21 protein-coding genes and 1 pseudogene are annotated in these 24,058 nt (G+C 52.9%); 9 read left to right on the top strand and 13 right to left on the bottom strand.

Going from position 1 to position 24,058, the window contains the following annotated elements; translation table 11 throughout:
* Window positions 1–242 precede the first annotated feature (242 nt).
* Window positions 243–767, top strand: coding sequence for a helix-turn-helix domain-containing protein (locus V8L70_RS02385; protein WP_035563045.1), 525 nt, complete (start codon window positions 243–245; stop codon window positions 765–767).
* Between the two features lie 5 nt (window positions 768–772).
* Here the strand turns inward: V8L70_RS02385 and V8L70_RS02380 are convergent, their stop codons facing one another.
* A complete protein-coding gene (locus V8L70_RS02380; RefSeq protein WP_336268736.1) occupies window positions 773–1,369 on the bottom strand; it encodes a hypothetical protein in 597 nt (198 codons plus the stop codon).
* Window positions 1,370–1,515: 146 nt separating this feature from the next.
* On the opposite strand from V8L70_RS02380, the gene V8L70_RS02375 reads away from it, so the two are divergent.
* A complete protein-coding gene (locus tag V8L70_RS02375) occupies window positions 1,516–2,322 on the top strand; it encodes a sulfite exporter TauE/SafE family protein (protein ID WP_336268735.1) in 807 nt (268 codons plus the stop codon).
* Window positions 2,323–2,465: 143 nt separating this feature from the next.
* Here the strand turns inward: V8L70_RS02375 and V8L70_RS02370 are convergent, their stop codons facing one another.
* Window positions 2,466–2,735 (bottom strand): hypothetical protein, encoded by a 270-nt coding sequence (locus tag V8L70_RS02370; RefSeq protein WP_179915248.1) that lies wholly within the window; start codon window positions 2,733–2,735, stop codon window positions 2,466–2,468.
* Window positions 2,736–2,997: 262 nt separating this feature from the next.
* On the opposite strand from V8L70_RS02370, the pseudogene V8L70_RS22870 reads away from it, so the two are divergent.
* Together V8L70_RS22870 and V8L70_RS02365 are read left to right on the top strand one after the other, a co-directional pair.
* Window positions 2,998–3,186: pseudogene (locus V8L70_RS22870) on the top strand (DUF4113 domain-containing protein); the annotation flags it as partial.
* 12 nt (window positions 3,187–3,198) lie between these two features.
* Window positions 3,199–4,227 carry a DNA cytosine methyltransferase gene (locus V8L70_RS02365; RefSeq protein WP_179915247.1) on the top strand — a complete coding sequence of 343 codons (1,029 nt, stop codon included), beginning with the start codon at window positions 3,199–3,201 and terminating at the stop codon, window positions 4,225–4,227.
* A 38-nt stretch (window positions 4,228–4,265) separates the two neighbouring features.
* Here the strand turns inward: V8L70_RS02365 and V8L70_RS02360 are convergent, their stop codons facing one another.
* The 3 genes from V8L70_RS02360 to V8L70_RS02350 form a co-directional block, all read right to left on the bottom strand.
* Window positions 4,266–4,988, bottom strand: a complete 723-nt coding sequence (locus V8L70_RS02360; protein WP_179915246.1) for an MAE_28990/MAE_18760 family HEPN-like nuclease — start codon at window positions 4,986–4,988, stop codon at window positions 4,266–4,268.
* Window positions 4,989–4,990: 2 nt separating this feature from the next.
* On the bottom strand, window positions 4,991–6,064 hold the full coding sequence (locus tag V8L70_RS02355) for a DUF262 domain-containing protein (RefSeq protein ID WP_179915245.1): 1,074 nt from the start codon (window positions 6,062–6,064) through the stop codon (window positions 4,991–4,993).
* Between the two features lie 153 nt (window positions 6,065–6,217).
* Window positions 6,218–6,436, bottom strand: coding sequence for a S24 family peptidase (locus tag V8L70_RS02350; RefSeq protein WP_336268734.1), 219 nt, complete (start codon window positions 6,434–6,436; stop codon window positions 6,218–6,220).
* 359 nt (window positions 6,437–6,795) lie between these two features.
* On the opposite strand from V8L70_RS02350, the gene dusA reads away from it, so the two are divergent.
* Window positions 6,796–7,809: a tRNA dihydrouridine(20/20a) synthase DusA gene (gene dusA, locus V8L70_RS02345; RefSeq protein WP_336268733.1), complete on the top strand. Its 1,014-nt coding sequence runs from the start codon at window positions 6,796–6,798 to the stop codon at window positions 7,807–7,809.
* A 52-nt stretch (window positions 7,810–7,861) separates the two neighbouring features.
* Here dusA and V8L70_RS02340 read toward each other — a convergent pair whose 3' ends face one another.
* Together V8L70_RS02340 and V8L70_RS02335 are read right to left on the bottom strand one after the other, a co-directional pair.
* Window positions 7,862–9,331, bottom strand: coding sequence for a catalase (locus V8L70_RS02340; protein WP_336268732.1), 1,470 nt, complete (start codon window positions 9,329–9,331; stop codon window positions 7,862–7,864).
* A gap of 208 nt (window positions 9,332–9,539) precedes the next feature.
* Window positions 9,540–10,571: a succinylglutamate desuccinylase/aspartoacylase family protein gene (locus V8L70_RS02335; RefSeq protein WP_336268731.1), complete on the bottom strand. Its 1,032-nt coding sequence runs from the start codon at window positions 10,569–10,571 to the stop codon at window positions 9,540–9,542.
* 215 nt (window positions 10,572–10,786) lie between these two features.
* On the opposite strand from V8L70_RS02335, the gene V8L70_RS02330 reads away from it, so the two are divergent.
* Both V8L70_RS02330 and V8L70_RS02325 read left to right on the top strand, forming a co-directional pair.
* Window positions 10,787–11,398 carry a TetR family transcriptional regulator gene (locus tag V8L70_RS02330; RefSeq protein WP_295708658.1) on the top strand — a complete coding sequence of 204 codons (612 nt, stop codon included), beginning with the start codon at window positions 10,787–10,789 and terminating at the stop codon, window positions 11,396–11,398.
* A 75-nt stretch (window positions 11,399–11,473) separates the two neighbouring features.
* Window positions 11,474–12,421: an alpha/beta fold hydrolase gene (locus V8L70_RS02325; RefSeq protein ID WP_336268730.1), complete on the top strand. Its 948-nt coding sequence runs from the start codon at window positions 11,474–11,476 to the stop codon at window positions 12,419–12,421.
* Between the two features lie 3 nt (window positions 12,422–12,424).
* On the opposite strand, the gene V8L70_RS02320 is transcribed toward V8L70_RS02325, so the two are convergent.
* The 5 genes from V8L70_RS02320 to V8L70_RS02300 all read right to left on the bottom strand — a co-directional run bounded on the left by V8L70_RS02320 (window position 12,425) and on the right by V8L70_RS02300 (window position 21,538).
* Complete coding sequence (locus tag V8L70_RS02320; protein ID WP_295708663.1) at window positions 12,425–13,111, bottom strand: hypothetical protein; 687 nt, start codon at window positions 13,109–13,111, stop codon at window positions 12,425–12,427.
* 167 nt (window positions 13,112–13,278) lie between these two features.
* Window positions 13,279–16,467, bottom strand: a complete 3,189-nt coding sequence (locus V8L70_RS02315) for an efflux RND transporter permease subunit (RefSeq protein WP_101146050.1) — start codon at window positions 16,465–16,467, stop codon at window positions 13,279–13,281.
* On the bottom strand, window positions 16,467–17,738 hold the full coding sequence (locus V8L70_RS02310; protein WP_101146049.1) for an efflux RND transporter periplasmic adaptor subunit: 1,272 nt from the start codon (window positions 17,736–17,738) through the stop codon (window positions 16,467–16,469). Before V8L70_RS02310 ends, V8L70_RS02315 begins: the two co-directional genes overlap by 1 nt.
* 78 nt (window positions 17,739–17,816) lie before the next feature.
* A complete protein-coding gene (locus tag V8L70_RS02305; RefSeq protein ID WP_336268726.1) occupies window positions 17,817–19,295 on the bottom strand; it encodes a TolC family outer membrane protein in 1,479 nt (492 codons plus the stop codon).
* 242 nt (window positions 19,296–19,537) lie between these two features.
* Window positions 19,538–21,538: a sigma-54 interaction domain-containing protein gene (locus V8L70_RS02300; RefSeq protein ID WP_431313210.1), complete on the bottom strand. Its 2,001-nt coding sequence runs from the start codon at window positions 21,536–21,538 to the stop codon at window positions 19,538–19,540.
* Window positions 21,539–21,888: 350 nt separating this feature from the next.
* On the opposite strand from V8L70_RS02300, the gene V8L70_RS02295 reads away from it, so the two are divergent.
* Window positions 21,889–22,701 carry a formate/nitrite transporter family protein gene (locus tag V8L70_RS02295; protein WP_101146046.1) on the top strand — a complete coding sequence of 271 codons (813 nt, stop codon included), beginning with the start codon at window positions 21,889–21,891 and terminating at the stop codon, window positions 22,699–22,701.
* A 57-nt stretch (window positions 22,702–22,758) separates the two neighbouring features.
* Window positions 22,759–23,199 carry a cyanase gene (gene cynS, locus V8L70_RS02290; protein WP_290693815.1) on the top strand — a complete coding sequence of 147 codons (441 nt, stop codon included), beginning with the start codon at window positions 22,759–22,761 and terminating at the stop codon, window positions 23,197–23,199.
* Between the two features lie 15 nt (window positions 23,200–23,214).
* Here cynS and V8L70_RS02285 read toward each other — a convergent pair whose 3' ends face one another.
* Window positions 23,215–24,057 carry a fructosamine kinase family protein gene (locus V8L70_RS02285; protein WP_101146044.1) on the bottom strand — a complete coding sequence of 281 codons (843 nt, stop codon included), beginning with the start codon at window positions 24,055–24,057 and terminating at the stop codon, window positions 23,215–23,217.
* Window position 24,058 lies beyond the last annotated feature (1 nt).

Here is a 24,058-nt window from a genome sequence, read left to right as displayed (position 1 = left end):
CCCAGGGAACAACTCGCGCAAGAAAGCGTCAGAGAAATTAACTCAACGTTATTTGTCCACTAATGCGCGCTAAAGCACAATCGCTTAGTATGGCACTGTAGCAACCCCTTGAGCGCATACCTCAAGACTGAAGCAGAGCAATAACGTATGTTCGTAGCGCCACTATTTATATTTTATATTGAAAAAGACGACTATAGTGGAAGACATTCACGAGCTTTTCAGCTCAACATCAGGAAAACGAAATGGAATCGCTAGGCTCACGTATCAAGCAACTGCGGCTTAGGGCCAAGCTCAATAAAGCTGCCCTTGCACGCAAAGTTGGCGTGTCAGATGTCACCATTTCTTATTGGGAATCCGGGGCGATCAAACAGATCGGTCACGAACGCTTAGTTGCGCTCGCTGACGCCCTCGACTGTTCCCTGGCAACACTATTGGAAGGTGATAGCGCACCCGAGCTATTAACGTTGACCCATACTGGTCCCCTCCCCTGGGAACAGGTACAGGCAACCACCATTAAAGTGCCCAGTCATTTGCCGTTGAACATCGACTGGAAAGCACCATGTGTGATGGCAACTCCTGGCCAAGGTACAGATTTTTCGCCCGTTAACGCTGGCGACTTACTGCTGCTTGGGCCTACGCATGTGTTTCATAAGGCGGGCCACTACGTGGTGCAACGCGACGATCGTTTCGTCATTGAGCACTTCGCCAAAGCCCCCAGCGACACATCGATTCATGCAGTACTATTAGCCCATTGGCATCCTGCCTAAAGCGTCTACCTCCCCGGACTCTCTAGCACCTCCACCTGGTCACGCGTTTGCCTAGGCTCACTCCCCACCAGGAAACGCTGTGAGTAGGTGGCCACTTGGCCCAGCCCGTGGCGGGATTGGCTAACAAGCTCTCCCGCCAGGTGCTGGCCCTCGTGGCCAATACGCGCCTGCACGGCGACTGGCTGCACGCTGCCTTCCGAGACTTCCACACGGACATCGTAGCTTCCATCGGGCAGCCCACTGCCAGAGCCAAACGGACCGGCTGCAAATTGACCATTCTCGATTTGCGTTCTTGCCTGCCAACGCACCCGGCTGATCTCACGTTCGACTACAATGCGTACCTGGGTGCCATCCGGTAAGTTGCTTTTGCCTTCCACCATTAAGCGTCGATCGCTACGTAAGGCGACCTGCGTCGATATTTCGACAACAAGCGGCTCTACTTCTACCTCAGCAATTTCCGACTCAGTCACCGGGGCTTCAGGGGTGGCCTCAGGTTGCGCGGAGGAAACCGTTTCAGTTGATGGCTCCTCCATGTCGCTACAGCCTGCCAATAGCGCAACTACCACTACCAAAATGCCAACATTGCCTATTACCTTGCGCATACGAACTCCGAAACATTACTTGTCCTGCAGCTTACCACTGCATCGCCGCTACCACAGTCGAATACTCGACTTTGGCCCCGCTACAAGCGCCGCTTCCGGTACAATGTGCTTATCGTGCTAACAAGACACTTTTAGGAGCAGCGGATTTGGACATCATCTGGTGGTTGGCATATGTAGCACTCGGCAGCTTTGTTGGCTTGATGGCAGGGTTATTAGGGATTGGCGGCGGTGGCATTATGGTGCCGATTTTAACGTCGCTATTTGTACTTCAAGGTGTGCCCCATGAACATCTCGCCCACTTGGCGTTAGGCACTGCCATGGCGTCTATAATCCCTGCGTCTACCGCCAGTCTGCTTTCCCACCATCGGCACAAGGCGGTACGCTGGGACATCGTACGGTTCATTACCCCCGGTATTTTAGTCGGCACGTTTTTAGCTACCTTTATCGCCGCACTGATCCCCACCCGTAGCCTAGCCATCTTTTTCGCCTGTTTTATGGTGCTAATGTCACTCCAGATGTTGGCAAACATCAAGCCCAAACCGAACCGCGGCCTACCTAGCCCAATGGGAGTAAGCGGTGTGGGCCTGGGCATCGGTGGTATTTCAGCGCTCGTGGCGATTGGTGGCGGCTCACTAACCGTGCCCTTCCTCACCTGGTGCAATGTTAAACTCCCCCGCGCGATTGGCACCTCGGCAGCCGTGGGACTGCCCATCGCCGTTGCCGGGGCGCTGGGTTACATCATTAATGGTTGGAGTACAGCCGGGCTGCCTAGTGCCGCGCTAGGCTATGTTTATCTTCCCGCGTTTCTACTAATGGCGCCGTTCAGCATCCTCACCGCTCCGATTGGTGCCAAGCTCGCCCACAAGCTACCCGTCGCGCTACTCAAGCGCGTGTTCGCGTTTATGTTGATGGGGCTGGCGCTGCAGATGGTGTATGCGGTGTTTACGGCGTGAGGGAGAGCGGATAGCGCTAAACTCAAGCGCGCCCTTTGGGGCTGCGCGGAGTAACCTAAAAAATAATGCCCCGACCGTCTTTTATGGCCAGGGCATTTTGCATCTATCGAGCGCTAACCTGAACGCTGCCTGCGATCAGTCAATTACAGGCGTTGATCAAGCCACTTTTTCACGTCCAGCTGCTCGCGCATATCACTCGGCAACTCATCACGAATCATCTCTTCACCCTTGTGAAGCGCCGTAATGGGGGCGGAAGCGGACAGCACCGTGTTCAGCATATAAAGCACTTCATAACCCTGCTGGCGGTTAAATAGCGTGCTGTCAGGCTCACCCGTTACGCGTGGATCATCGCTAGGTGCTGCGTCCCAATCGTAGTGATCCAGGCTCATGTTCGTTTGTGTAAAATTAGCCATTTAGCACCTCTTTCATCCAATGAAATTGCCCCTAAAACTTGGGGCCGTAGCCGCCTCCTTCATGGCGACACCCCCAGCGTAGCAAAGAATTTCATTTATGCTCGTTCAATCAAGGCTACAAGAAAGCGGGCGTGATGATGATTGGCCTTATTGATGAAAATCGGCAGTAGCGCAGCCAAAAGTTAATGGCCACCATGGACGCACTGAATGAGAAAATGGGCAAGTGTACGTACGCCCTGGCCTTCCGTAAAAGAACGCCCCCTGGCACCTACACTGTGCGAACCGAAGCCCGCGCTATACGACAAATTGGGATGAGTTGTTGGTGGCTTATACGGATGAGGGGGCGGCTAGGAAAGCTAAGAATAATGTCACGCCTGACAACAGCTCTCTACAACCTCAAAATTGCTCCTCGATGCCGGGCAAAAAACCATATAGAATGGCGGCACGCTAGAAGGAGTGTTGGATGATTGAAGCAGTGGATTTGTTCTGTGGTGCGGGAGGCCTCACGGCAGGCTTACGCCAGACGGGTATTGCTGTGCGCGCTGGGTACGATATCGAAGAAAGCTGCCGGTTTGCTTATGAGCATAACAATCATGCCCAATTTATAAGGCAGGACGTTGGTGAGCTTACAGGTGACGACATCAATGGGTGGTACCAAGACTCTGACGCAATACGCCTACTAGCAGGCTGTGCGCCCTGTCAGCCGTTCTCTACTTATAACCAGGGCAAAGACACCACCAAAGACAAAAAGTGGCCCTTACTGGGCGCTTTCACGCGACTAATAAAAGAAGCTCAACCCGAGCTGGTCACCATGGAAAATGTACCCTCGGTTACCAAGCACAAAATCTATCATGACTTTGTGGGATCTCTAAAAGATGAGGGATATCACGTCTGGGCGGATACCGTAAAATGCATTGAGTACGGCCTTCCCCAAAACCGACGTCGACATGTGCTATTAGCCTCTAAACTAGGGCCGATTGAGTTAATAGCTGCTACTCACCCTACTCCCGTTACCGTAAAAGACACGATTGGCGACCTAGAACCTGTAGAAGCAGGTGCTGAAAATCATAACGATCCCTTGCATAAAGCATCAAAGCTATCAAAAATTAATATGGAAAGAATCCGCCATTCGCGACCTGGAGGGACATGGCGAGATTGGCCAGAGCAGCTTAGAGCCGATTGTCACGTGAGAAACAGTGGAAAATCTTACCCTGCAGTTTATGGGCGCATGGAGTGGAATAAGCCAAGCCCCACAATGACAACTTTATGTTTTGGTTTCGGGAATGGCCGATTTGGTCACCCAGAACAAGATAGAGGAATCACATTAAGAGAGGCGGCATTACTACAGTCGTTCCCTCGTGACTATAAATTTGTTCCTGACACACAGCCTGCTCTTTTAAAACCAGTTGGAAAAATGATAGGCAATGCTGTCCCCGTTCGATTAGCAGAAATAATCGGGTATAGTTTTAATGCCCATCTTGAATCGCTTTAAAATAATAAGAGCAGGCACTCTAGTGCTTGCTCTTAAAACTAAGCTTCGATAGAAAATTTCTGATATCGAATAAAATAAGAAACTGAACGCAGCACTGCTCTCAAATAAACTACAGTCTGATCTGCTACTGTAACTAGGTGCTCAGGAGCCGTTTCTCTCCCACACAACTCAAAAGAAATAGAACCGTGCGCCAAATCATTTCTTTTTGTTTTAACCTCTAAAACCATATCTCCAATATTCCGCCCTTTTAAGATTGGACTAGGCACACTAAATCCGTATCGTTTAGCAATTTCTCTTATTTCTCTACAATCTATATTACCTGAAAAAAGGCTATTTTTTTCATAGCCCATTTTAATCATTGCAAACTGAATTGGATGAGTAGTTGAAAAATCAACACCTCTACTAGTTATAGCCTTTTTAAAATGCTTCAAGGTCACTTCTTTCATATTATCGTTAAGTTGATTAAACTCATAGCCATGAACATCTATTGCCTGATGAATGGAATCGATGGCGTTAGATAATGTTGATTCCACAAGGTTATATAACAGCAAATACCCACTTGCTCGTATAGTTTTGACTAGATCTCTATCCAAATCGAAACCGGCGATAGGTACTAACTCTCCATCAGCACTTTTGGATAACCCAGCAGCCTTCTCAGCCGCCATAATTTGTATAAATTGAGTATAGCGCTTAACCTCCTTTGAGCGCTCCCTAAAATCTTTATATAAGTCCCGAATAATAGCATCGATATCCTGTTCCATAATTAAAAATCCAACAACTTATCTTTAACATATTCAATTCTTGCATGAAGCTTAGGACGTGAATTACTAGCATCAGATGTAGTTAGCTCGACGAAATGATCTTCAGGGTCGTATATCCAATCAGATGAGGTTAGCTCTAAATCAGGCTTTTCACGAAGAGCCTCTAAAGCACCTACTGATAATGCTTCAAACCTAATTCTTGGTACAGATTTATTTCGTTCATTCTTTCTGAAGCCATAGTCAAAATTATCTCTAACGAATGTCATAACGCTCATAAATTGCTCTTCATACTCATCAGAATCAAATTTTGACTCATTCATCATATCAAGATATTCATCTAAAAATTCTTCAACATTATGGACAAAGCCTTCTCGATTATTAGCATAAGCAAAAAATCTTAAAACGAGCTCGTCATACTCACGCCGCACAGATTTGCTTTTACTGAGAGGGCAAAGCTCATGAAACAATGGATCACTTGCCAACTTTTTAACCAGTTCAAAAAAACGCCCATCACGGATACCATAACGTTTTTCAGAGTCCGAAAGTTTCAATCCACCTGTATTTAGCCTATTAAATAAATCTCGCCTAGACTCCTCATCCATTGACAAAAGCTCAATTGTGCGTAACGTTTTTCTTAAAAAACGTCGCTGTGAAGGTTTTGAAAAATCGCTAAAAGTAAAACCCTCTAACCTAAAAAGGGTCTTCATATTTGACAACTTTAACTCACTTTTAATAAACCGAATTATTGTCCTAACCCTTTGGCTTCCATCTACAATTTCTATAAGACTTTCTTCTCCAGTGTCACTTACGTAGAGATAGGGTATTGGCAAATTCAAAAGCAAAGATTCAATGAACTGGCTTTGCTGCTTGTCAGGCCAAACGTGCTTCCGCTGGTAACTTGGAACAAACCACTCAGTAATATCTTCTTCAATTAACTCAGTACACTTATTAAAAATCACTTCAATAGGAAACTCTCTTATATCGTAATCATATCTCCTATAGAACTCTTCAATTTGATTTTCTGCGGCTACTAGTTGTTCTTCTGAGATAGGCTCATCAACTGTTTTTCTAGCCATTATTCAGGCTCCAAAATTAAGTTTTAAATCTATATAGAGGCAAAGCAACAAAAAAATAATGGGGAATAAACCTCATAACAATCAATCATTGATGAGAGATATTTTCAGCCATTTTTTTTAAGCAGCCTCAAAACCACCGTTATGTTTTTACAGTCAAACCACCCGCCCAATCCGAAACTCACACCGCCCCAGAATCTCCACATCATGCATATCCTGCGGCTTGATCATTTCCGGCTGGTAGTGATCGTTGTCACTAATCAGGCACAGCGCGCCGCCCGCCAGGCGCTGCACCCGTTTAATCCTTCGTTCGCCACTCACCAGCATCAAGAAAACGCCTTCCTGTTTGGGATAGCTTTTGGTGCGATCTACCAATCTTCCTTGCCTTATAGCGAATTTGTACCAACCGTTTACTAACCTTAAGAAAGCCTAACCCATCGATGTGGCTAGCACCATTCTCCTAAGGCACATTTACAGCGCTATTTCATAGCATTGCTGGGTGATACCCAACCTAATCTGCGGCGTAAACGTTGTGGCAACTACCCTGCTATGTGCTGCGCGCCCTTTCTTACGTACAATGGCGCGCATACAAAACGCTACCTGTGAGAAAGCTCTAAAGGTGTACCCGGATTTTTGAGGCTTCAGTCACTACCGCTGCTGGGCACATCAGGTGCGTTAATTACGGTTTTAAGAGGCAATATGGCTGCCTTCAGTGCAGCCAACAGTGTTATTAAATGACTAATTTACTTAAAGAAAATAGTGCAGATCGTGGGCGGCGTTTTTCTGTAGCCCCCATGATGGATTGGACTACTCGTGACTACAGAGCGCTCGCACGCACCTTAACCAAGCGGACGCTGCTGTATACCGAGATGGTCACGACCGGTGCGATTTTGCACGGGACGCCCCGTGATCGCTTTCTGGGCTACAGCGAAGTGGAGCATCCGCTGGCGCTGCAGTTGGGCGGTAGCGATGCCGGTGAGCTGGCGGAGTGTGCGGCGATTGCTGAGGCATGGGGCTATGACGAGGTGAACCTGAACGTGGGTTGCCCGAGCGACCGCGTGCAGAACAATATGATTGGCGCGTGCTTGATGGGTTACCCCGAAAAAGTGGCCGATGCAGTGCGGGCGATGCAGGCAGCGGTGTCTATTCCAGTCACGGTGAAGTGCCGTATTGGCATCGATGATCAAGATGAAGACGCTGACCTTGAGCGGTTTATCGCTATCGTCGCGGACGCAGGCTGCGAAGTATTTACCGTTCACGCCCGCAAGGCGTGGCTGCAGGGCTTGTCACCCAAGCAGAACCGCGATGTGCCGCCGCTCAATTACCCCCGCGTTCATCGTTTAAAGCAGAGCCGACCTGAATTGCATATCGGCATTAACGGCGGCATTAAAACGCTTGCCGAGTGCCGTGAACAGCTTACCCATGTGGATAGCGTGATGGTGGGGCGCGAGGCGTATCAAAACCCTTGGCTGCTCGCCGGCGTCGATGAACAGCTATTTGGTGAACAAGGCCCGGCGGCGAGCCGCTTGGATGCCGCGAACGCTTTCCGGCCTTATATTCAGCAGCGCTTGGATGAAGGCGCAAAGCTGAATCACATTACCCGTCACCTGCTGGGCTTGTTCCAGGGTTGCCCCGGCGGCAGGCGTTTTCGGCGTCATTTGTCGGAACACGCCCATAAAGAAGGCGCCGGTTTGCGCCTATTTGATGACGCGCTTAGCTTGGTGAATGAACCCGAGTGCGTGGCATAAAAAACCCGCTACGCAAGCGTAGCGGGTTCGTCTTCCTAGTAGCGTAGGCTTATTAACCGTTTTCGCGGCGGTTCGCCATTACGCCCTGCTCGACACGCTCACCGATCGTTTGGTCGACGTTTTTCCAGTACTCAAATACCCGTGATAGCACCGGCTCTTCAACGCCATCGGAAACGTGGCCCACAATGTTGTTGACCAATCGGTCGCGGGCAGCGTCATCCATTACCTTATTGACCAAGTCATTGGCTTGGTTAAAATCGCCATCGCCTGGGCGCAGCGTGTAGGCGGCGCGAACCAGTTCGCCGTCCGTCTCCCATACCGCATCTTCTGGGTACCTTTCTGGGTTGGCGTGCGCGCCCCCTTTGCTATTAGGTGCGTACACTGGGTCGGTGGAGTGGTTAATACGCATCTTGCCACCCTGGCTGTAGCTGTTCACCGGAACCTTGGGCGCGTTAACAGGGATATGTTGGTAGTTCACCCCTAAACGCGCACGGTGCGCATCAGCGTAGGAGATTACCCGCGCCAACAGCATTTTATCCGGTGAGAAACCGGTGCCCGGTACGGCATTGCTGGGCTGAAACGCTGCCTGCTCGATTTGCGAGTGGAAATCGACGGGGTTGCGATCCAACGTCATCTTGCCTACTTCTTGCAGCGGGTAGTCGCCGTGCGGCCACACCTTGGTCAAATCGAAGGGGTTGATGTGGTAGGTCTTGGCATCTTCAAACGGCATAATCTGAACTTGCAGCGTCCAGGTGGGATAATCGCCGCGTTTGATGGCATCAAACAGGTCGCGGCGATGATAGTCGGCATCCGCACCCGCCATCTGATCGGCCTGTTCCTGGGTCATGCACTTAATGCCCTGGTCCGTCTTGAAGTGGTACTTCACCCAAAAGCGCTCGCCTTCAGCGTTCACCCACATATAAGTGTGGCTGGAATAGCCGTTCATGTGGCGCCAGCTAGCGGGAATACCCCGATCACCCATTAGCCAGGTTACCTGGTGGGCAGATTGCGGCGAAAGCGTCCAGAAGTCCCACTGCATATCGTGATCACGCAAGCCATTATCCGCGCGACGCTTTTGTGAGTGGATAAAGTGCTGGAATTTGAGCGGATCGCGAACGAAGAACACAGGGGTATTATTACCCACCATGTCGAAGTTGCCCTCTTCGGTGTAGAACTTTAGCGAGAAGCCACGAGGATCACGCCAAGTGTCCGGGCTACCCGCCTCGCCGGCCACCGTCGAGAAACGCGCCAACATCTCGGTTTTCTTGCCCGGCTGGAGAAAATCCGCCTTGGTGTATTGGCTAACGTCGTGAGTTACTTGGAAGTGACCAAAGGCGCCGCTGCCTTTTGCATGGGGCTGACGATTCGGAATCATTTCCCGGTTGAACGCCGCCATCTGCTCCATCAAGTAGTGATCATGTAGAACGATCGGCCCATCGGGGCCTACTGAAAGGGAGTGCTCATCACTGCTGACCGGTATGCCCGCATCCGTTGTGGTGTGTTTAGGTGTATCGCTCGTCATCGCTTTTCCTCCATGTCACGGTAGACGTGGCGTGTAAACGCCACTCGGTCGAGTACGATGAAAGCTTGGCTATTTATTTATCATAGTTATCATCTTAGTAGCCGCTAACAAAGCCCACTCATAGGTATAGTCAAGCAGCTAACAAGTTGCCATTCATCACGGCTATTGATTACCTATTATTTTGATAGTTTTTATTGATGATGGATCCTTAGTAAAAAGAATCGGGCGGTGGCACCAAGCTTGAGTTGAAGCTCTCAACAGCGGTTTCGGCCTCTTCAATTTCATCAAAACGGGCAATATGGAACAGCGCTTCGCCTTCATTAGCCAACGGTAAACGGCTCATCCCAATCACGATGCCATCCGCAACGGAACGCACTTCGCCCTCGTCATTGCCAAAGGGGTCGGCCACTTTTCCCAGCACTTCGCCTTTGGCAACGCGAGCGCCTAAGCGCACCTTGGGGCGCAAAATGCCGTCGATAGGCGCCCGCGCCCAGCTTGACCCATTGGCCAATTCGGCGGGTGCTGGCGTGCGGCGGCGCTGCTCGCCGGTCAGCATGCCTAGGCGCCGCATTACCCGCAGTACACCGCGCACGCCGGGAGCAATCGCCCACTCGTCAAAACGCAACGCTTCGCCTGCTTCATAGGTCAATACCGGAATGCCGCGAGTCTGGGCGTAATGGCGAAGGCTGCCTTCACGCAGTTCCGCATTGAGTACCACGGGCGCTCCGAAAGCATCGGCCATACGCTCGGTTTCACTGCCTGGGCTCAATTGAGCGCGGATCTGGGGCAGGTTAGTGCGATGAATGGCGCCTGTGTGGAGATCAATAATGTGGGTGGCGTGATCGACGATTTGTTCACGGAACAGCGCGGCAATCCGCCCGCCTAACGAACCCGATTCGCTGCCTGGAAAGCAGCGATTGAGATCGCGCCGATCGGGTAAGTAGCGCGTTTGCTGTAAGAAGCCAAAGACATTGACCACCGGTACGGCGATCAGGGTGCCGCGAATGCTGTTGATCGCTTTCGCGCGCAGCACACGGCGAACAATTTCCACCCCGTTGATCTCATCGCCGTGAATGCCACCACACACCAGCATCACCGGGCCATCTTTACGGCCATGCACCACTTCGACTGGAATATGCAGCGGCGTGTGGGTGTATAAGCGCGCCACGGGCACATCCACTTGTAAGCGTTGGCCGGGCATAATGGTATGTTCGCCCAGTTGAAAGGGAGCTCGCGCCATGGGTTATGTCCTGTATTTTAATCGGTTATTTCCGCGACGTTAGTGCGATCTATGCTTAGTGTCATTGCCTGTTTATACGCTGTCACTCTCCAAATGACGAATTTGTTAATGCACGTTATGGGCTTCGTCTCTTATCCATACAGTTTTGAATGTAAATAATCTTTCGCTTAGGTTAAAATGTGACCATACAGAGTCGATTATGAGGTTGCGTTTCCATGGCAAGAAAGACCAAAGCTGAAGCGGCTGCTACTCGCGAAGCGCTGCTTGAAGCTGCAGAAGAGGTATTTTTTGCCAAGGGCGTGGCACGCACATCGCTTGAGCAAATTGCTCGCCATGCGGGCCTCACCCGCGGTGCCGTCTACTGGCATTTCAAGAACAAAGGCGATCTGTTCATGGCCCTGGTCGAACAGGTGCGCATGCCCTTTCAATCCTTGATGGATGAAGTGGATAAAGTTGACGCCGAGTTATCCCCGCTAGAGTCAATCCGGCTTGCCTGCCATGCAGGCTTGGTGCGCCTTGAACAACCGTCGTACCAGCGCATATTGTCGATCTTGCTGCACCGTTGTGAGTTTTTTAGCGACATTAACCCGCTGGATATGCAGGAAGAAATTGGCAATGAGTGTTTCCAGGAAATGCTGGCAGTATTTGTATTGGCGAAAGAGCAGCAACTGCTGCGCGATGACTTAAGCCCAGAAGTCGCCACTCGGTTAATGCAATCCATGCTAGGAGGGCTTTTCCACGATTGGCTGCGTAATCCTGAAGCTTTTTCCATTCGAGCGTGTGGTGGTGAGTTAATCGATACCTCTATTCGTATGATGCAACGTTAAACCTCCCTCTCCACTCTCGCTGCAATGCAGCAAGTATGCTACTACTGGGCTATAGCTAGCCAAATAGAGCACACTATGGATGTCCTGGAGTTTGTCCGCGTACGCGAATTAGAAGTCGCCGTTCGCATCTGGAACCCTTCCGCCACTCGCACGCTTGTCGCCTGGCACGGGCTTGCTCGTCACGGCGGGGACTTTGATGCGTTGGCCCAGGAACTCGGCAGTGAATGGCGCATTCTTGCCCCGGATACGCCAGGCCGCGGGTTATCGAGCTGGTCGCTATTTCCGGCACACGACTACCTCTATAGCCACTATGTCACGGTTGCCATCGCGCTTCTGGACCACTTTCAACTCGAACGGGTGGATTGGCTGGGCACTTCGATGGGCGGCCTGCTGGGCATGTTGATCGCGGCCGACCCACAGCATAGCGGGCGAATTTCGCGTTTAATCCTGAACGATGTTGGGCCAGAGCTAAACAAGCAGGGGCTGATTGCCCTTTCCAGCTACTTTGGTGTTACCCACCGTTTCTCGACGTTTAGTGAACTCCAGCAAGAACTGACCCAGCACTATGCGAGCTTTGGGATCACGAAGGCGTCAGCTTGGCGTGAATTAGCGCTCAACAGTGCCCGTCGGCTGCCCGACGGGCGTTGGACGTATCACTTCGACCCACGCATCGGCGAGCAATTCGTACATGACACGCCGCGGGACACCTGGGCCGACTGGGCGAGCATACGCTGCCCTATAATGGTCATCCGCGGCGAAACGTCAACACTGTTAGATGCCGAAACATTGCCGCGCATGGCCGAAGCACAGCCAACGCTGGTCACCCTAACCGTGCCTCATTGCGGCCACGCACCAATGCTCGATAAACCTGCCCAGGTGGACCCTATTCGCCATTTTTTAAAGCGTTCTGCACCACCCCCGGACATGGCTGGTGGCACAGCGCAAACCGCCACTGGCGGGCAGCACATGGGGAAAAGCATGTTGCAATGGCTAGCCCAGCTGTGGCGGCGATGGTGGAAGTAGCCCTTAGTGAGAGGTTGAGTAGTGGTTGGAATGGCGTTTTTTCTGGCTTAAGCGTAGTTTATTCAAACGAACTCGCGTCTCAAGGTACTCTTGTTCGCTGACACTGCGATAAGCCCCTTCTTCAGGCAAGTACTTCACCAAGACCCGACGCTCGCCCTGCACCGGCAATGCATCGCGCTTACTGAGCAGTTTTACGCTGCTGTTCGGCTCATTATCGATCATCGCGAAGGCCTGTTCGCCCTGCCCTTGGCGCTCTCTCACTACCACCGTTTGCCCCAGCAAACACCGCCGTGTAAAAGGACGATAACGGTGCAGCCCACGATGTAGTGCATGGCAAAGCGCTGCCGCCACGGGCGAAGCAATGACCAAGCTGCCCCATAGCACCAGCACCCCCACCGGGATGCGTATCAAGCCAAGTGGCAACCAACGCAGCACGAGCATTTCAATGGCCAGTGCCAGTACCGCGGCAATGGCCAAGATCACCGTTAAGGCCAGCGTCGTCGGCACCCCTGCGAAGCCAAGAGAGACCAGCGTGCTTGCCAAATGATCCTCTTTCAAACTGTCGCGCTCGAACAGCTCCAAAGGCGCCAAACGAATGATGACCAATAGCCAGTAGAGCGCTAAAAGACCGAGTAAAAACGTAAACACAATGCTCGGAAATAACGTGGCGGCGTGCAGTAGTTCATTCATGGCGTCCTCCTCACCCGGTACTTAGCCGGCAATGTATTATATTTGTCAGCTTAGTCTAGGTTAGCTTTAGGGCGCCAGTGCTGTATTGCCCCGGTCATGGGGATAAAAAAACGGGTACCTCCCAAAGGAGATACCCGTCTGTTGTCACTCTTTATTATCGCTAACGATTAGTGCTGATCCTGCTCTAGCGCCGGTTGCGAGGAGTGTCGCTTATCCCCTTTCATCTTACGCCCCAGCCAGTCAGAGGCCGTTGCAATCATGGCGTAGAAGCTGGGTATAAACAGGCTCCCCAAGGTCGCTACCGAGAACATCCCCATGGCGACTGTCGTACCGATGTGATGGCTGCTCACATCGCTGGCGCCGGTCGCCAGGGCCAACGGTAACGTACCAAAGATAAAGGCCAGCGAAGTCATGACGATGGGGCGAAAACGCAGTTCAGCAGCAATAATAGCCGCTTCACGTATCGACTTACCCTGCTCTTTACGCTGAAGCTCGGCGAATTCGACAATCAGGATAGCGTTCTTCGCAGCCAGCCCAACCACCACCAACATACCGATTTGCACATACACACTGGTGTCCAGCCCACGCAGCACGATCCCACCAATACCGCCCAGGAAGGCAAAGGGCGTCGCGGTCAGAACCGCCAGCGGTAACGACCAACTTTCATACTGAGCCGCTAGAATCAGGAATACCATCAACATCCCAAAGACGATGGCAAGGGTCGCGGCATTACCCAGGTTTGCTTCTTGGTAAGCCGTACCGGTCCAGCCCATTCCCCAGTTAGTTCCTAGTGTTTCTTGGACCACCTGCTCCATCGCTTCAATAGCCTGAGCGGAACTATAGCCCTCAGCCGGGTTACCCTGGAACTGTGCACCGGCATAAACACCGAAGCGCGATACCACGGCTGGTCCCGTTTGACGCTCAAGCTCGACAAACTCCGAAAGCGGAATACGCTCGCCATTACCGCCGCGAACATAAACGCGGCTCACGTCCTCCGGCGTTTTACGGAATTCATCCTCGTTTTGCAGGTACACCTGGAAGTTACGATTTTGATAGCTAAAGTAGTTCACAAAGCCGTTACCAAACGTATTGGCCAGGGCTGAGTTAATGTTTTCAAGCCCAACGCCGTAACTCAGCGCTTTCTGCTGGTCGATGTTAGCCCGGTAAGAGGGTACATTGACATTGAAGGTGGTGAAAACCCGACTTAACGCAGGGTGCTGGTTAGCCTGCTGCATAATTTGCAGCGACGCTTCGTACAGCTCCCGCGGCGTTGCCCCTTCAAAAGACTGCAAATAACCGGTAAAACCGCCCGTCGTCGAAAGCCCCATAATGGGCGGCACGTTAAAGGCCATTGCGGAGCCACCATCAATACTCGCGCCCAAACCCATAATTTGGCCTACGAGATCGCTAGCCGTCAGATCACGCTCTGCCCAGGGATGCATATTGACGAACATAATCCCGCGCGCAGTATTAACAGCGCCTGAGAGAATATCGTAACCGGCAATAGCCGAGGAGTATTCCACACCGGGAATTGCTTCAACCTCAGCACTGAGTTTTTCCATATAGCGCTGGGTACGGTCAAGTGAGGCCGCATCCGGCAGCGAAACGCTCACTAACACGATGCCCTGATCAGTCTCGGGTACCAGCGTTGAAGGCGTATTGGCATATAACCAGAAAGAGCCCGCCCCTGTAGCTATCGTTAACGCTAACGCTAACACCCAAAAACGCACTAAGCCCTTTACTACCCACATATAGGCCGCAGTAATACCTGCAAACATGCGGTCAAACAGGCGTAGCGGGGTATGCAAGGCACGCTTGAACTTAGACTGTCCGGCGCCGGCAATTTTATGCTTGATAAAAATCGCTGACAGAGCAGGCGTAAAGGTCAACGCCATTACCGCCGAGAGGGCTACCGATATCGCCACGGTAATCGCAAACTGCTGATAAATCTGCCCCGTGAAGCCACCCAAGAAAGCCACTGGAACAAACACCGCCGCCATAATCAGTGAGGTCGCAATAACCGGCCCACCGACTTCTTTCATCGCTCGGATGGTGGCATCCATTACGCTGATGTCATCCTCTTCACTCAGCACGCGTTCGACGTTTTCCACCACTAGTATGGCATCATCGACCACTATCCCTATCGAGAGCACCAAGGCAAACAGCGTTAGCAGGTTGATCGAAAACCCAAACAGGTAAAAGCCGGCAAACGTCCCCACCACCGCAACGGGCACGACCGACATGGCGATCACCGTAAAGCGCCAGTTCTGCAGGAAGATAAACAGAATGACGATAACGATCAGGAAGGCTTCAATAAACGTCTTAATCACCGTCTCTACCGAAGCATCAATAAACAGCGTGGTGTCGTAAGGGGAGACATATTCAAGCCCTGGAGGGAAGCGGCTTTCCAGATCATCCATCGTCGCGCGCACAGCATTAGCCGTTGCTAAGGCATTAGCCCCAGGCTGTTGATTGATAATAATCGGCGTCATGGTGGAACCGTTCAACCGCGCGTCGATACCGTAAAAAGATGCCCCCAGTTCGATACGTGCAACGTCTTCCAAACGTAGTGATGAACCGTCGCTATTGGTACGTAAGTAAATCTCACGGAAGTCATCGACATCATTCAGTCGACCGCCTGCGGTCATGGTATAGGTGTAGGCGCGCGGTTCACTCTGAGGCGTAGAAGCAAGGCTACCCGCCGGAATCTCGGTATTTTGCGCCCTGATCGCACTGGCCACTTCGCTGGGCGTCAGGTCGTACTGTGCCAACTTATCCGGATCCATCCAGATACGCATGGCAAACTCGCCGCCGCCTAGTACTTCGGCGTTACCTACCCCGGGCACTTGGCGCAGTGCGTCAAGCACGTTCAGGGTGGCGTAGTTCTGCATATAGACGTTGTTGTAGTCGCCGTCCGGTGAGGTCAACGCTAATAACATCAAAATAGAGTCAGAACGTAGCGAAACAGTAACACCTTGGGACTGGACGGCTTCAGGCAACTGCGACAGCGCCCCTTGCACCCGGTTGTTGACGTTGATGGTATTGATATCGCCATCGGTACCGATATTGAAAGCAACACTCAGGCTCATACTGCCGTTATCAGCGCTGTTAGAGGTCATGTACAGCATATCCTCAACGCCGTTGATGGCCTCCGCGATTGGGGCCGCCACCGTTTGTGCGACGGTTTCCGCATCCGCTCCAGGGAACGTCGCCTGAACCGACACGGTGGGCGGCACTACGCTGGGATACTGCTCAATAGGCAGAATGCGCATCGACATCACGCCCACTAGCGTCACGATAATCGCCAACACTGTGGCAAATATCGGGCGGCTGATGAAAAAATTAGAGAAGTTCATTATGGTGCACCCTCTTCTCCTTCAGCGGGCTGGCCATCGGCAGCCCCCTCTTCCATTGCTTGAGCCGCCTCGGCCTGTTCTTCCGCCTCTTCTTGCTCGACACCTTCGTTAACAGCCTCCGCGTTGCCATCAAACGACTGTGGATCAATCGTCATGCCTGGCTCTAAACCGGCTGGATCACCGACAATTACCCGGTCACCCGGCTCCAGGCCGTCACGAATGATCTGCCACGGCCCCGCTATCTCACCCAGTGAGATAGTTTTCTCACGAGCCTTATTCTCTTCATCCAGGACAAACACCTGGGGGCCCATTAGGCCTTGCGTCACCGCTATCTCTGGCACCGCCATTACGTCAAAACGCTTCAAGCCGTCAAGACGTACGCGCACAAATTGGCCCGGCAGTACGGTAGCGTCAGGGTTTTCAAACGTCGCAGCGGCTTGCACGGTGCTGGTGTCTCGATCAACGCTAGAGCCCAGAAAGTCTAAGTACCCTTCTAGCTCAGAATCGCCACCTCCGCTGACACCAGGTATGCTCAAACGAGCACGAATATCCGATGGTTCAGTGCCATTGCTCAGTTGGCGACGCAGCTCAAAGGCATCGCGCTGAGGCAGTTGAAAACGCACCTCTAACGGATCTAGTGGTGTAATCGTGGCCAGCTCGGTACCGGAAGTGACCAAATTTTCCACATTAATTTGGCTTAAACCGATCATTCCAGAGACAGGTGCAGTAACTTGTGAATACCCCAAGTCCAGGTTAGCGCTAGTTAATGCCGCCTCTGCCTGCGCTACGCTTGCCTGGGCGACGCGCTGGTCAGCCAGCGCTTGGTCGTACTGCTGGCGGCTCACCGAGTTTTGGCTGAGTAGTTGCTCGAAACGTTGCGCATCACGCTGGGCGCGGGAAAGCTCAGCCCGTGCGCTTTGCAGGTCAGCTTCACGCTGGTTAACGGTTGCTTGGTAAAGATCCGGTTCGATGGTATAGAGGCGATCGCCCTCTTCGACCATTTGGCCGGGCTCGAAGTGGCGCTCTTCCAGAAAGCCATTCACACGCGCCACCAAGGTGACTTCATCATCACTGCGCAGCAAGGAGGGGTACGATTTATCCAGCGGTATATCCTGACGTGCCATTTCAGTCACTTCGACCTTATGGGGCGGGGGTTCTTGCTCGGAGCCCGGCTGAGGCGCTTCGGCCTGTTCTTGACCACACGCCGCGAGTGCCAGCGCGGCTACCAGCGTCACCAGACTCGCTCGGCGTGAGTGAATCATCTTCTTCATACGTTAAGTTCCCATGTATCTTTTTAAGAGTCGACTAGTAGCACTTGCTGCACCTGTGTCATTTCCAATCGGCGTTAATTACATGCCCGGCTGGGGCTGTGGTGGCGCTCCGATGTCAAGCGCGCTCTCATAGCGGTCGTTGCCGCCATTCTCGGGTAAGATAAAGTTCACCTCATCACCGGTTAACCACGCGTTGACTTCCTCGATGGCTTCGACGTCCAAACGCCCGGCCTGCTGGCGCAGCGAAAGCAAATTCACCACATAGTCATAACGCGCTTCGGCGTAGTTGGCGATCGCGTTGTAAAGGTTTTGCTCCGCGTTCAACACGTCCACGATGTTACGGGTGCCCACCTCATACCCTGCACGGGTGGCTTCTAAAGCGCTGCGATTGGAAACGATGGCCTGCTGGCGCGCCTCGACGGTTTCCACGTCATTGCTCACTTGGGTGTACAGCGAGCGAACCTGCTGGATGGAGGAGCGACGCTGGGACTCGAAATCGTACTGGCTACTTTCCAGTTGATAGGTCCCTTGGCGGATGCTTGCGCTGGTGCGGCCACCGGTGTAAATGGGCAGGTTAGCGCTCAAGCCCACCTGGCTCGAGGAGTATTCACCGGCGGTGTTATCGATATCACTGTCACCGTATTGATAATTACCAAACGCTTGAAGTGTCGGCAGGCCGCCTGCACGGGCGATTTCCACACCGGTGCGCGCTACTTCGATACCGGCCTGTTGAGCCAATACCTGCGGGTTGAGCTCAAGAGCCTGTTCCACCCAGTAGTCGCGGCTGCTGGGTTCGGGAAGGCCAACGGGCATGCTGTCGCCAAGTGCTTCAATGCTGGCATAGCGTTGGCCGGTCAGCTGCTCCAATGCCTCGAAAGCCACTTGAAGGTTACTTTCTGCGGCAATGCGATCAGCTCGTGATTGGTCGAAGGTCGCGCGCGCTTCCTCGACTTCTGTAATCGCAATCAAGCCGACCTCAAACTGCTCGCCCGCTTGTTCGAGCTGGCGCCCAATCGCCCGCTCTTGAGCAAGACGGGCCTCTAGGATTTCGTGAGCGCGCAGAATATCGAAATAAGCGCTGGCAGTGTCGATCAGCAGTTGCTGTTCGGTGGCCGCAAGCAGATACACCTGCTGGTCAATTTGGCGTTCGGTTTGAGTGACCTCCCGACGCGTTACTTCATCGTAGAGCGCTTGAGTGGCTTCTAAAGAGAGCGATACGGTGTTGTAGCGGTCATCGCTTGCGCTACTAAAATCTCCGTTAACCCTTCCTGCACCAGTGCCCACTCGCGAGGATGTCTGACTTTCGTACTGCTGGTTGTGGGCAACATTACCGGTGGCGTTGATTTGGGGAAGCAACCCACTGCGTGCCACATCTCGGCTAGCCTCAACGCTTAAATACTCAGCGCGTGCCGACGCTAACGCCGCGTTATTGTCTAATGCGTCACGGGTAATCGTGAGGAGGTCAGCCGCTTGAGCAGGCAACACAAATGAAGCTGTGAATACCGCTATCAGTAAGGGTCGTAAAGGGGCATTGACTGCCCAGTGTGCCAGTCGCATGGGATTGCCTCTAGGTATCAGCGTCAGGATGGCGAACGAACTAAGCTTCTCTGTCGACTAAGTCGATCAACTTACAAAGTCTCTCAGCTTACAAAGACACTTGGTGCATTGAGCCACTCAGAAAGATGAGCATTATAGTTACATTCATGTATGTATGCTAGCCTTGAACAATCTAAAAATGTGTGTACAACCTATTGTCAAGCCGCTTCCAGCTTACCTTAGTCCAATGTAGGGAGGGACGACTATCCACACGGCTTACTTTTACGAAATTCCCGTGGCTCAATCCCCCACTTTGTTAGCCGTGACGCTAACGTCGTTGGTTTGATACCCAGTAGCTCCGCGGCGCCGCCCGCCCCCGACACTTTGCCGCCCGCCTGGGAGAGCGCGGCTAGCGTACTTTCTCGTTGGCGCTGGCTAAGCGCATGCTCGGTCAGCAGCGTGGTTTCATGATGTTGCCCGAGGTCACGACCCGCCGTGGGCTCGTTGCTTGTGCGGCTTAACGAGCGGGGCGGCTCCCCCAACAGGAGATCATCGAATACCAGACGCCGATCCTGGGTGACGATTACCTGACGTTCAATGACGTTTTCAAGCTCACGGATATTGCCGGGCCAGGGGTAACGCTGGAGGATTTCTAATTGCGCGGGAGGGATACGCACTCCGGGCTTATTGAATTTGAGGCAGGCTCGGTGCAAAAAATGCCGCGCCAGCAGTGGCACATCCTCAATCCGTTTGCGCAAGGGCACCGAATCGATGGGGAAAACGTTAAGGCGAAAATAGAGGTCTTCACGAAAATGCCCCACCTCAATCATGTCGCGCAGTTCACGGTTGGTCGCGGCAATGACCCGCACGTCGACTTCCCGTGTGCGGTTGTCGCCCACCCGTTCGAACTGTTGATCCTGCAATACACGCAGCAGCTTACTCTGTAACTCGAGAGGAATTTCACCCACTTCATCCAAAAACAGCGTCCCGCCATGGGCGAGCTCAAAACGCCCTGGGCGGTCCTGTACCGCCCCGGTGAAGGCGCCTTTGACATGGCCGAAAAACTCGCTTTCAAACAGGTCACGCGGAATAGCCGCACAGTTTACCCGGATCAGTGGCCGGTCACTGCGCGAACTGCCCGCGTGGATAGCGCGGGCGATCAGCTCTTTACCGGTGCCCGACTCACCACTTATCAGCACATTGGCACTGGTAGGCGCCACCATCTCGATCTGTTTAATCAGCTTTGCCACGGCCGGGCTATTGCCAACAATATCGCGATGGTTGAGCTCTGCTTTTATCTCTTCTTGAAGGTACTCATTTTCCAGTTCCAGGCGCTGCTTGAGCGTCTCCACTTCGGCGAGCGCATCCCGAAGTTGCTGCTCGGCACGCTTACGCTCACGAATATCGCGAAACAACACCACGGCGCCCACTAAACGACCCATCTCAAAAATCGGCGTACTGGTGTACTCGACCGGAATCGCTTCACCATTTTTGTGCCAAAACACCTCGTTATCGACATGGTGCACCTGACCGTCGCTGAACGAGGCGTGAATCGGGCACTGCTGCACCGGAAAGTGGCTGCCGTCGGCATGGGTGTGGTGAAACATGAGATGCGCGTCGTGGCCAACCATATCGTCGGTACTCCAGCCCAAAATGCGCTCGGCGGCTGGGTTCACAAACGTCGTTTTGCCCTCCGCATCCAAGCCATAGATGCCCTCGCCCGCCGCGCCAAGAATTAGTTGATTCTGCTTTTCGATACGCTCGAATACCTGCTCGACCCGCTGCCAGCCCACTTCCCCCTGGCGGTGCTGGCGCCCCAATTCTGCCTTTGCGCGCCGCTGCTCGGCCTTGTTGCGGTCAATCAGGGTCAATAACAGCTGTTGAGACTCGTCGATGCGCTGGGCATACACCTCGACTCGATACGGCTGGCGCAACATGTCCAGCACGACCAAATCATCCGACCAGGCGGCTTTTTGCTCCAGCGCCTCACCGGTAAAGCTAACCCACAGTGGTAGTGAAGCACTCAAGCGGTGGCTAAACGGCGAGAATAGGGGCAACCCTTGTTCCAAGCTGTTTTGCTCGTCACTTTTATGCTCTTCACTTTCTGGACCGATACGGCTTTGCGGAATACGCAGCAGTTCGCAGGCAGCCCGATTGGCAGCCAGCAATTGATCGCTAAACGGGTCGATAACCATCATGGCGAGCGGTGAATAACCGCCCATCAATGCGGAGGCTTGGCTGTTGATGAGGACTCGCTCGACCATGGGTGGGTATCTCAAGGTGCAGAAGTGGATGGTGTCTTTACCATTCAATTCCCACGCCACTTACGAAGTTTCGTCAATAAAACAACGAAATATCGTTATTTACGATTTTTCGTTGTTGATAAAGGGCATCAAGAGCGTTAATCAAAAAACATTCTAACCATTTAAAAACAGCAACTTAAAAACAATAAACCCAAGTTGGCATATAAATCGCAATAAAAGGGTTAGCGCCGAACGCCTTCCCCTTTTTTGCACCAAAACAGCGCAAGCCACTGTTTTATTGCTCCGTAAGGGAAAACTAAAAACACATAGGCGAGGTGTTAACCAATCGAAACAACACAGGAAACCTGCTTATGTCTTATCTAATGCCTAGTGAATTCGTCACTAAGTTGGTGGATCAGGGTGAAGCAAAAGTCTATATGGGCACCCGGGATACGCTTATCCGCGCCTTTATGGCAGGCGCCACCCTTGCATTGGCGGTTATTTTTGCCATCACTATTGCGACCCAAACTGGCCAGTTTTTGATTGGGGCGCTGCTGTTCCCCGTCGGCTTTGTCATGCTCTATTTGATGGGCTACGACCTACTCACCGGGGTGTTTATGCTGGTGCCGATTGCCTGGCTCGATAAACGGCCCGGCGTCACCCTGCCGCGTATGCTGAAATGCTGGGCCCTGGTAGGGCTGGGTAATTTGGGGGGCGCGCTGTTCATTGCCACCTTCGGCTACCTGAATTTCACCATGGGCGGCACCGAGGAAATCAACGCGGTTGGCCAAACGATGATGGCCGTTGGCGAAAGCCGCACAGTGGGCTACCAGGAAGCGGGGCTTGCTGGTTGGATTGTGCTCTTCCTGCGCGGCATGTTCTGCAACTGGATGGTTTCCATGGGCGTGGTGGGTGCTGCTATTTCCACCACGGTTTCCGGAAAGATTATGGCCATGTGGATGCCGATTATCGTGTTCTTCTATCTCGGTTTTGAGCACTCCGTCGTTAACATGTTCTTGTTCCCGATCGGCCTGATGATGGGCGCCGACTTTACTCTTTACCAATACATTATGTGGAACGAGATCCCTACCGTTCTAGGCAACTTGGTGGGCGGCCTGACCCTGGTGGGCTTGGTTCTCTACACCACCCACGTACGTACCCAAGCTAAAAAAGTTTTATCTTAATCAACACATTACACCACCAAGGGCGCTAGCCGCCCTTCATGTTCAAGGAGAGTCCCCATGGATAAGCTCGAAATGCGTCACACCCTGCTCGCCGCCAAAGCGCGTAAAAAAATGAGCTGGGACGATATTGGTAAAGCGGTTGGCATGTCACCGGTCTGGGTCGCTTCCGCCTGCTACGGCATGAATAGCGCGAGTAGCGAGATTGCGCATCAACTCTGCGAGACACTGGGCGTGGAAAGCGATGTCGCCGACGCGTTAGTGGCGTTCCCCACCAAAGCCTGGGACGAAGCCATCCCTCAGGATCCCTTCATCTACCGCCTCTACGAAGTGGTCGGCGTTTATGGAGAAACCCTGAAGGATGTCGTACAAGAGAAATTCGGCGACGGCATTATGAGCGCCATCGACTTCACCATGGAAGTAGACAAGATCGAAGATCCTAAAGGCGACCGGGTATTACTCACCTTGAATGGCAAGTTCTTGCCTTATAAATCTTGGTAAACGTCCTGGTAAGCATTAACTGAAGGATTCGACCTTCGCCACGCTGCGTTCAACCGCTGAGCGATAACCGGCCCCGAATAGCAGCAGGTGATTCAATAGCGGATAAAGCTGAAACAGCGCTTCACGCCTCGGCCAATCGGCCGGGGCGTTGCCGTTCCAGTAGGCATCGAAAAACGCCTCACCCGGCGAGCCAAACAAAGTCAGCATCGCGACATCCACTTCCGGGTAGTGGCGATACACGGCAGGGTCAATCAGAGCTGGCCCCTTAGTGGTAAAGAGCACATTCCCCGACCAACAGTCGCCATGCACTAAACTCGGTGTCGTATCGGGCAGCCAGCCCTCTAAACCATGGGCTAAGCGTTCGATACGCCCGCGCAGCCCACTCTCCAGGAGCCCTTGCTGATAGCACGCCTCGCTAAGCGGCAACAGGCGCCGCTCCCGCTGAAAAGCCCGCCCATCGTTAAGCGGCGCATTAGGCTGGGGAGTGAGCCCACAGGCATTATCCTGATGCCAGCCGTGGGCGTCGCCAATCACTTCGTGCAAACCGCGCAGTCCTTCGCCAAGCGCTATCGTGCTTTGCGGCCCGGCAGGCACGGTATCCAACGACTTAATGACCAGCCAGCCCTGTGCCAGACCCAGCACCTCTGGCACTGCAAGCGCCTCGCCGGCATTGCGCAGCGTGCGCAAGCCTTCCGCTTCCCCACGTAGTCGAGCCGCATCGTCGTGCTTGATCACCACCTGCCCCTGGCGCGTCTCAAGACGATACACCGCGGCAATATCGCCCCCACTGAGCGGCTGCAAATCGCCCGTCGGGGTTAACTCGATGGATCTCAACAACTGGCTGAGGGTGGCATCCATA

Source organism: Vreelandella arctica, from assembly GCF_037070215.1.
GTDB classification, from domain to species: Bacteria; Pseudomonadota; Gammaproteobacteria; order Pseudomonadales; family Halomonadaceae; genus Vreelandella; species Vreelandella arctica.
Note: the sequence above shows the minus strand (reverse complement) of the source record. Positions and strands in the feature narration are given on the sequence as shown.